Genomic DNA, 9,017 nt, shown 5'->3' on the forward strand with positions numbered 1-9,017 from the left:
CTCGACCCCAAGGCCGGCATCGTCATCGGGCCGCCGACGCTGGCCGGCTGGCACAATGTGCCGCTGATCGACATCCTCAGCCGGCAGTTCGGCCTGCCGGTGCGGCTCGAGAACGACGCCAATGCGGCAGCGCTCGGCGAATGGCGCTTCGGCGCCGGCCGCGGCGCCGGATCGCTGGTGTTCGTCACCGTCTCGACAGGCATCGGCGGCGGCGTCGTCGCCGACGGCCACATCTATCACGGCAGGCGCGGGCTGGCAGCCGAGATCGGCCACATGACAATCACCGGCGAAAGCGACCGCTGCTTCTGCGGCGCCATCGGCTGCTTCGAGGCGGTCGCCTCGGGAACCGCGCTCGGGCGCCGGGCGACACGGCTGACAGCGCCCGGCGACGGATCGCTGCTCCGGCGCCTTGCCAAGGACGGCGACATCTCAGCTCGCCATGTCGTCGAGGCCGCGCGGACGGGCGACGCGACCGCCCGCCAGCTGGTCGAGGCGGAAGCCAGATGGCTCGGCATCGGCTTCACCAATCTCCTGCATCTCTATTCGCCGGACCTGATCGTGATGGGCGGCGGCCTTTCCAATGGCTTCGACCTTTTGGCGCCGGGGATCAGGGCGACGGTCGAGGAGCGCGCCATGCAGGCCTACCGCGACGTGCCGATCGTGCCGGCCGAACTCGGCGACCGGGCGGGCCTGGTCGGCGCGGCCAGCCTGATCCTATGGGAGGGCGAGCCCGGCACGGCGCTGGCGATGGTGCAGAACGAGGAGACGAAGAACGGCGCCGGAGGACAGACCGGCGCCAGGGAGGCAAGACAAGGCTGAGCCCAAGCAGCGCGGCGCTCGCAAATATGGAGCCGCCGAGCAGACACGTCCCTTCGTCATTCCAGGGCGAAGCAGGAGCGAAGCGACGTCGCGAAGACCCTGGAATCCATGCCGTAACTTCGAAGTGTTGCTACTGAGCAGAATTCTGCTCCGCCGCTCTTCGCCCGGGGTCGCGGCATGTGCCGCGATAAAGGCCGACAAGCACATTCTTTTGGAAAAGCCCGCCTGCCTGACGGTGCGCGAGATCGACGAACTGCTGGCGCTGAGCAAGGATTACGCCAGGACCATCTTCGTCGGCTACATGCGGCGCTACGCGCCGGCCTATCTGGCGGCGCGCGAGGAATTGCCCACCCACGCCGACATCACCCATGTGCGCATCTTCGACCTCATCTCGGAAGGCCGGCATTTCCTGAAGAAGAGCCAGAACACACTCTACCCCACCGACATCGATCCGGCGATCCTGGCGCGCGGCGCCAGGGAGCGCGAGGCGCTGATCCGCGAGGTGGTGGGGGCCGATGCGTCCGCCGACCTCGTGCGCGCCTATCGCGGGCTGACGGCGCTCTCCTCGCACCACATCTCGGCGATGCGCGGACTGCTCGGCGAGCCGGTCCGGGTGGTGGCGGCGCACCGCGCCAATGGCGGCGCCAACACCAGCGTGACCTTCGACTACGGCCACTTCGCCTGCCTCTATGACGCCGTCGTCGACGAGCTCGGCCTGTTCGACGCCATGATCGAGGTGCGCTCGAACACCAAGCGGGTCCGCATCATCTATGACACGCCCTATATCCGCAGCCTGCCGACGCGGCTGGAAGTGACGGAAGCCGGCCCGCTCGGCCCGGTGACGAAGGCGTTCGGCCCGCTCTATGGCGACGCCTTCTGCAACGAGCTCGAAACCTTCCACCGCCACATCACCAACGGCACCAGGCCGCTGACCGACCTCGCGGACTCGCGCCGCGACCTGGCGCTGATGGCGGAGATCATCGAGACGATGAAGGAGGGCGGTGGGCGCTGAGCGTTCCGCCTACTTGCCACAATGGTGGTCGTTGATCTTGTTCAGCGCATTCGCGTCAGGGCCGACCTGGTGGTACGAGCAGGCTCCGGCCGCCGTCGTGAACAATTGCTGGTCATAGTAGTGCGGGCCCGCGAACAGAATGTCGATGATATCGCGATGCGCGGGAACGTAGCGCTCGGATTCGGCCCGATGGTCGCGGCTTCCCGCGAAGGCCGAGGCGGAGATGCCACAGACTCCAGCGAAAACGAGGGCGCAGATCGCAAGGCGTTTCGTCGTCATCGGCAAACCCTTCTGGCCGTTGGAATTCCCAGCATACATCCAAAATCGCCAGCCGGACAAAAGTTCCCTGAGCGGCATTGCCAGATCGGGAGCCGGCGCTCCTGACTAGATTCTGCCAGGGAAGTCAGCGGCGAGGCGCCTTCGAAAGACATCGGCGAATTTTTCGAAGGTAGCCTCGGTCGGGTGAAGTTCGTTGGCCCACTCGCTTGGGCGCGTGATTGTTCCCTGCGTATCGATCAAATGAAATCTGTTCGAGGCCTTGCTCGCCAATTTGGTCAACAGTGTCTTGAGAAGTTTCAATGCGTCCGCCACAGCCTGCTTGTTTGCAGCCATATTGGTTTGCCCGCTGAAGTCAAAACTCGGTTTGAGCCAGGGCCCGACACCGGGAAATGGGGGAGAGCTGCCGTCCGGAACGGCAAAGTCGTAACAATGTCCGTAGATCGGGACACCATGGGCGTATTTGTTGCGAAAGTCGAAAAGCTCCTGGTAGGAAGCTTCGATCATGCCCAGCGCTTCTTGAAGACGTGCCCTGTTCAGCGGCCTTCCCGCCTGCACATCATTGATGAATATGCAGAATTGATCGCCGGCTATGTCGTTGCCTCCCGCGGAGATCAGGATCGCATCCGGCTTTCCTCGGGCTCCCCAGTTCGCTTTGTTTTGCAATTGTTCCTTCATGCGTTTCTGTTTCGGGAGCGCCAGCTCATCGACCGACGTATCCCCCCAATGTGCGACCGACAGGATGAACGGCTTCGGCCTCCCTATCTTGCCAAGTTTGACGATGATGTCCGTGTCTCGGCAAAGAGGGCCATTGTCGACCAATGGATAATTGAACCAGGAATCACCATTTGCCAAAAGCATCAAAGGGACGACCAGCGCTGCCTTTCCGCTGGAAATTGCCGTTGACGCCCTCGCTTCGAAGGCCATTACTCTTTCCTGGTGGCGTCTGGCTCGCGCCTCTTGTTCGCTTTCGATCGCGTCCAAGAGCTTTGCCCTTGTCGCGAATAACCTTAGTGCAAGGGCATTACTGCGTTTCATAGTATCCCTCCCTACATCAGAATGCTGGAAATGACCTGTGAAATTGCGACTGAAGTTGCGTGATAAAGGCAATCATCGTCAACTCTGATTCTCTAGTAGAAGAACACGAATTGGCGAGAACAGGCGGCGGTTTCTTTTGATGGCCGCCAAGGCGACCTATTCGCTCGATGCGGCTTGCCATCAAACGAAATGACGACGTCTGCTTCTCAAGAGCCGGAGCCGCGTGACCGCCTTTTTTCCGCCGCCGCCAGAATATCGACGAAGGCACGCACCTTTGCCGGCCTGAAGCGCGCCGGCGGAAAGACGGCATGGATGCCGCCGGCGGGCAAGGTCCAGTTGGCGAACACCTGCACCAGCCGCCCCTTGGCAATGTCGTCGGCGACGCTGTAGTCCGGAAAGATGCCAAGCCCGATGCCGGCATGCACGCAGGCATGGACGGCGGGGCTCTTGTCGCAGCTGACGACCGGGTTGAGTTCGGCCAGCACAGTTTCGTCGTCTTTAGAGAACAGCCATTGGCCGACGCCGCGCAACTGGGCATTGCCGACCCAGGGCAGCGATCTTGACTGCAGGGGGCCCACATTCGGCGGCAGCCTGGCCGCGAGCTCCGGGCTTGCGACGACAACCTGCCGGAAGGTTCCGAGACGCCGCGCCAGATTGCTGGAATCGGCCAGCCAGCCGACCCGGATGCCGAGGTCGATCTGCTCGTCGACGAGGTTGCTCACCGCGTCGTCGAAAATCGTCTCGACCCGCATCCTCGGATATTTCCTCAGATAGGCGGCGATGGTCGGCGCCACGATCTTCTCGCCATAGTCGAGCGGCGCCGTCAACCGCAGCATCCCGGTCGGCTTGTCGGCACTTCGCGCGATGTCGCCATAGGCGGCTTCCGCTTCGCGCAGGATGATGGCGGCGCGGTCGTAGAACAGACGCCCCTCCTCCGTCGGCGTGACGCGCCGCGTCGTGCGCCGCAGCAGCGTAGCGCCGAGTTCCTGCTCGAGCCTGCCGACCTGATGGCTGACCACCGCCTTGGCGACATCGAGCCGGTCGGCGGCCGCCGTGAACGACCCGGTCTCGATCACCGTGGTGAAATAGACAAGCCGGTTGAGGTTCAGAAGTTCGGCCATCGGCGAGCCATTGTCTGATTTGATCAGACAGTCTGTATGATTGATCACTATTTTTTGCAACCGGCCCAGCTGCCATCTAGGTCCGAGAGACAGACATCCGGACAAGACGGCCATGAGCAATGCAACGCTGACCTATCTTTTCGACCCGCTCTGCGGCTGGTGCTACGGCGCGACGCCGATGCTGGACAGGCTGGAAAAGAGTGGCGTGGTGCTCGAGTTGCTGCCGACCGGTCTCTTCTCAGGCGCCGGCGCGCGACCGCTGGATGCAGGCTTTGCCGCCCATGCCTGGGCGAACGACCAGCGCATCGAGCGGCTGAGCGGGCAGGTCTTCAGCCAGGCTTATGTCGACAACGTGCTGAACGTTCGCGGCACCTTGCTCGATTCCGGCGCTGCCACCCTCGGCATCGTCGCCGCAGGGCTCGACGACCCGCGCCTGCGACTTGCGGCGCTGAAGGCGATCCAGCATGCCCGCTATGTCGGTGGCCGCGATATCGTCACGGTGGACGGCGTCGCTGTTGTCCTGACGGACGCCGGCATGGCGGACGCGGCCGGCATGCTGAAGGCGCCGACGCCGAAGCTGCTGGCGGCGCATCACGATCTGGTCAGCCGTGGCCGCGCGCTATTCCAGCGCCTGCGCGCCGATGGCGTTCCCGCGCTCGCCGTGATCCGTAAAGAGGCGCCGCGCCTCATCGGCGCCAGCGCGCTCTTCGGCAGCTACGACAATCTCGTCGCCCATATCCAGGCGGCTTGACCCAGCACAGCAGTCCCCCAAGCAGAAAGGAAATGCCATGAAGATCGCCCTTATCGGCGCCTCCGGCCAGGCCGGCTCGCGCATCCTGAAAGAACTCTCCGACCGTGGCCACGCCATCACGGCAATCGCCCGCAACCCGGACAAGATCGCGAAGCTTCCGGGCGTCACCGCCAGGAAGGGCGACGTCTTCGACAAGGAAGGCCTCGCCGAGTTGATCGAGGGGCATGACGCGGTGGTGAGCTCGGTGCATTTCACCGCCAGCGATCCCGACACGCTGATTGCCGCCGTGCGCGCTTCGGGCGTCAAGCGCTACCTCGTCGTCGGCGGCGCCGGCAGCCTCGAGGTCGCGCCCGGCAAGCGCCTTGTCGACGCGCCGGAATTCCCGGCCATCTACAAGGCCGAGGCGCAGAAGGGCGCCGATTTCCTCGACACGCTGCGGACGATCAGCGATCTCGACTGGACCTTCCTGTCGCCGTCGGCCCTGTTCACCGCCGGCGAGCGCACCGGCGCGTTCCGCCTCGGCAAGGATGCGCTGCTTTCCTCCGACAACGGCAGCAGCATCTCCTTCGAGGACTACGCCATCGTGATGGCCGGCGAGATCGAGACGCCCAGGCATATCCGGCAGCGCTTCACGGTCGGCTACTGATCACCGGGCTTCGATTCCAGCGCTGAAATGGCACGCGGGCGCCGTTGCGACAGTTCGGCGATGCCCGCGGGCCCCCCCTTGGCAAGCCGGCGCTGCTTTGCATAGGCCGCAGGTCGCGGTTATAGCCGGAACTATATTAGAGGTTTCTTGACAATACGCTTAACTTCTGGTTTCATTCTTTTCAGGGATTTAGGCAAAGTTCGTTGCGTATTTTACGGACGGTGTTCGCATGTCGACGGTGGTTATGGCGGACCCGCGGGGGGTGTATCTCGCAGGTCTGGAGTGGGTGTTGCGGAAGGCCGGGCACGATGTTGTCGCCGAGTGCCACCGCGTGGTTGACGTTCTTCCGCATGTGGAACGCCAGCGGCCTGATATTGCCATCATCGGCCTGGATTTAGCGGACCCGCAGACGGCCGGTCTTTCCTCCCGACTGAGAGCCGCCCACCGCGCCCTCGGCGTCATCTTCATCCTGCAGCCAAACGGCGGTCTCGGCGTCAAGGAGATCCAGGCGCTCGACGTTGACGGGCTGGTGCTCGACGGCATCAGCAACCGCTTCCTCGTCGAATGCGTGAACGCGGTGGCGAGCGGCAAGAAATGGATCGACAACAAGATCGTCCAGCACCTGCTGATGCCGCGGCCGCAATCCCAGCCCACGTCCAGGCTCACGGGGCGCGAGAGCGAAATCGCCGATCTCGTCTCGCGCGGCTTGCGCAACAAGACCATCGCCCAGCGGCTGCATGTGTCCGAAGGCACGGTGAAGATGCACCTTCACCACGTCTACACCAAGCTCAACCTCGGCAGCCGGTCGGAACTGGCCTGGGCGGCGCATGGCAAGGACACCGCCCATCCCGGGTCGGACCTGATCTGATCGGCCGGGACCTGATCCCGGCAGCGGTCTCGGTGTTGCGAATACCCTCCGTTCCCTGATTGCGACAGCAGGCGCAAGGCCTGCGGCAGCCCACGCTATCGAAGGATATATATCGTTCGATCAGGACGGGTATTCACCGAAATACTATCTAAGCGCGAATGGACGCACCCTCTGCAACGGCGACACAATCAAGCTAAGAAGGCCGCAATTCAATGCGCGATCTTCCTTAAATAGGGGCATAGGGGCGTCTTTCCAAAACCAGTAAACGTGGACTCCGCGTGTGTCCGAGCCGTGCGCATAACTGCTGCCGCGGTGAATACGACTTGTGGAATCAGTCAACCATCCGGAAAGGATGAATATCATGGCTACCATCAATATAAACGGCACGCTGGTCAACGACCAAACAGCCGGCGTACAATTCAATGATCCGGACGGCGACGATGTCGCTATCTCTGTCGACGCCGGGGGCGACATTTCCGGCAGTCTCGATGCTGCTTTTCTCGCCTTTCTCAACGGTCTCACGCTGTCGGACGCGCAGAAGGCATTCGCCGACTCCGCTGAGGCAGCAAGCCAGTCTGACCTCATCCAGGTGACGGCGGGAGCCAACGAAGTCGTTGACAGTCTGATATTCGCTCCGCTTACCAACGCGAATTCCGGTCTCGACACCGTCGGCGGCCAGGATATCCTCCTCACCACGTCGGCAGACGGGAAATCAGTGCTGGCGACCGCAGGGGTAGGTGGTCCCATCGTCGCGGCTTTCTACATCATCCCCGCCGACGCCGACAACTTGTCGGCCACTGTGCAGATGGTTACCTTCGAGGCAATCGCCCACCCGAGCGGTCTCGACCCTGACGACCGGGTGGACTTCAGCGACATCCTGAAGGTCCGCGCGTTGTCCCACACTGACACGCCCATCGGCGACGACATCAACGTCGACGATGACGGCCCGGACGTCAACACCAACGGGGCCGGCCCGGACCTCACCGTGGACGAGTCGTTCCTTGGCGGTGCCGGTGCTACCACAACCGGCAACTTCCTCGCCAACTTCCCGAACAGCTTCGGGACTGACGGCGCGGGCGCACTCACCTTCGCGCTCGGCATCCCCGCGGACGCCACAGACAGCGGGTTTGTCGACACGGCATCGCAGGAACACATTTTCCTGTACAAAGAGCTTGACGGTAGCATTACCGGTCGTGTCGGAGACGGTGGTCTTGCTGACGCGAACGGTGCTATCGCGTTCACGGTCAGCGTCAACACCACGACTGCCGTCGTGACGCTCACCCAGAGCTTGGCGATGGTTCACAACGTTCCGGGTAACGGGACCGTCCCGCCCGGCAGCTACGACGAAGCTATCTCGCTGGCGGCGACCCTCGTCACGCTCACCGCGCACAGCGAGGACGCTGACGGGGATGATGATTTCGCCACCCTGGACATCGGCGATAATCTCTTCTTCAAGGACGACGGCCCGAGCATCTCGGCGGGCGGTACAGAGGCGACTGCCACGGTTGACGAATCTGATCTTACAACCAACGGCACGGCCAACTTCTCGTCCAACTTCAACGGCGTTTATGGTGCCGACGGGGCCGGAACCACGACTTACGCACTGAGCGTGAGTGGGGTCGCTTCCGGTCTTCTCGACACGCTGACTGGCCAGGCGATCAACCTGTCGGTCACCGGCGGTGTCGTCGAGGGGCGTACGGCCGTCAGCAACGCGCTGGTGTTCACGGTGACCGTGGATGCCACCACCGGCATCGTGACGCTCAACCAGGACCGTGCAGTCATACATGATCCCAACAGCGGGCCGAACGACACCGAGACGTTGTTGGCGGATGCTCTGGTACAACTGACAGCGACCATCACCGACGGCGACGGTGATACCGACACAGCGGTCCTGGACATCGGCCAGAACCTTGTCTTCACGGATGATGCGCCGACGATCGTGAAGCCGTTCGACGCCGATCCCGGCACCTCAGGTATCCAAACACCGGAAACCTTGCAAAACGTCGTCGGCACGCCGGCCAGCGGGGATTTCAAGTACAGCATCGGCGCGGATGGTCGTCAGACTTACGACGCCACCCACTCTGACTTCGGTGATGCCGACCTCGTCGCGGCGGGTATCCAGCAGTTGGTGCTGACCGGCACCGTAGACAACGCGCAGAACCCGAACATCACCAATATCCAGACGGCACTCACTTCGGAGACTGCCACCAGTGCAACGTTCTCCTTCTCGTTCCACTACGACAAAGATCCGATCACAGCCAATGTGCAGGACGCGACGGCGGGTGGCACGTTGACCTTCGACAAGGTTGCGGGCACGTACTCCATCCAGTTGAATGACGTGATCGACGGGTTCAGCTTCAACGTCTTCCATTCTTCGGAGCTGTTGACGAAAGCACCTCCCGGCAACACCGGCCACCCCGAACTCGTGGTGACCGAGTTGGACGCCAACCCCAACACACCTGCCGACCACGACGGGTTCTACGTGC

General features: G+C 62.8%; 9 protein-coding genes. 6 read left to right on the plus strand and 3 right to left on the minus strand.

Going from position 1 to position 9,017, the window contains the following annotated elements; all coding sequences use genetic code 11:
- Both EOA33_RS14665 and EOA33_RS14670 read left to right on the plus strand, forming a co-directional pair.
- The coding region (locus EOA33_RS14665) for an ROK family protein (protein ID WP_145989145.1) at nt 1-819 on the plus strand (819 nt) is incomplete at its 5' end.
- Nucleotides 820-943: 124 nt separating this feature from the next.
- Nucleotides 944-1,831: a Gfo/Idh/MocA family oxidoreductase gene (locus EOA33_RS14670; RefSeq protein WP_348628240.1), complete on the plus strand. Its 888-nt coding sequence runs from the start codon at nt 944-946 to the stop codon at nt 1,829-1,831.
- Nucleotides 1,832-1,840: 9 nt separating this feature from the next.
- Here EOA33_RS14670 and EOA33_RS14675 read toward each other — a convergent pair whose 3' ends face one another.
- The 3 genes from EOA33_RS14675 to EOA33_RS14685 all read right to left on the minus strand — a co-directional run bounded on the left by EOA33_RS14675 (nt 1,841) and on the right by EOA33_RS14685 (nt 4,266).
- On the minus strand, nt 1,841-2,110 hold the full coding sequence (locus EOA33_RS14675; RefSeq protein WP_126056137.1) for a hypothetical protein: 270 nt from the start codon (nt 2,108-2,110) through the stop codon (nt 1,841-1,843).
- A 105-nt stretch (nt 2,111-2,215) separates the two neighbouring features.
- Complete coding sequence (locus tag EOA33_RS14680) at nt 2,216-3,034, minus strand: SGNH/GDSL hydrolase family protein (protein WP_127405942.1); 819 nt, start codon at nt 3,032-3,034, stop codon at nt 2,216-2,218.
- A gap of 317 nt (nt 3,035-3,351) precedes the next feature.
- Nucleotides 3,352-4,266, minus strand: a complete 915-nt coding sequence (locus EOA33_RS14685; RefSeq protein ID WP_127405943.1) for a LysR family transcriptional regulator — start codon at nt 4,264-4,266, stop codon at nt 3,352-3,354.
- A gap of 112 nt (nt 4,267-4,378) precedes the next feature.
- Here EOA33_RS14685 and EOA33_RS14690 point away from each other — a divergent pair, with 112 nt between their 5' ends.
- The 4 genes from EOA33_RS14690 to EOA33_RS14705 form a co-directional block, all read left to right on the plus strand.
- Nucleotides 4,379-5,017 (plus strand): DsbA family protein, encoded by a 639-nt coding sequence (locus EOA33_RS14690; RefSeq protein ID WP_127405944.1) that lies wholly within the window; start codon nt 4,379-4,381, stop codon nt 5,015-5,017.
- A 37-nt stretch (nt 5,018-5,054) separates the two neighbouring features.
- Nucleotides 5,055-5,663, plus strand: a complete 609-nt coding sequence (locus tag EOA33_RS14695) for an NAD(P)-dependent oxidoreductase (RefSeq protein ID WP_127405945.1) — start codon at nt 5,055-5,057, stop codon at nt 5,661-5,663.
- A 229-nt stretch (nt 5,664-5,892) separates the two neighbouring features.
- Nucleotides 5,893-6,531 carry a response regulator transcription factor gene (locus tag EOA33_RS14700; protein ID WP_127405946.1) on the plus strand — a complete coding sequence of 213 codons (639 nt, stop codon included), beginning with the start codon at nt 5,893-5,895 and terminating at the stop codon, nt 6,529-6,531.
- Nucleotides 6,532-6,892: 361 nt separating this feature from the next.
- Nucleotides 6,893-9,017: DUF5801 repeats-in-toxin domain-containing protein (locus EOA33_RS14705; RefSeq protein ID WP_245482337.1), on the plus strand; the 2,125-nt coding region annotated here is incomplete at its 3' end.

The sequence above is a fragment of the Mesorhizobium sp. M4A.F.Ca.ET.050.02.1.1 genome (assembly GCF_003997725.1).
Lineage (GTDB): Bacteria > Pseudomonadota > Alphaproteobacteria > Rhizobiales > Rhizobiaceae > Mesorhizobium.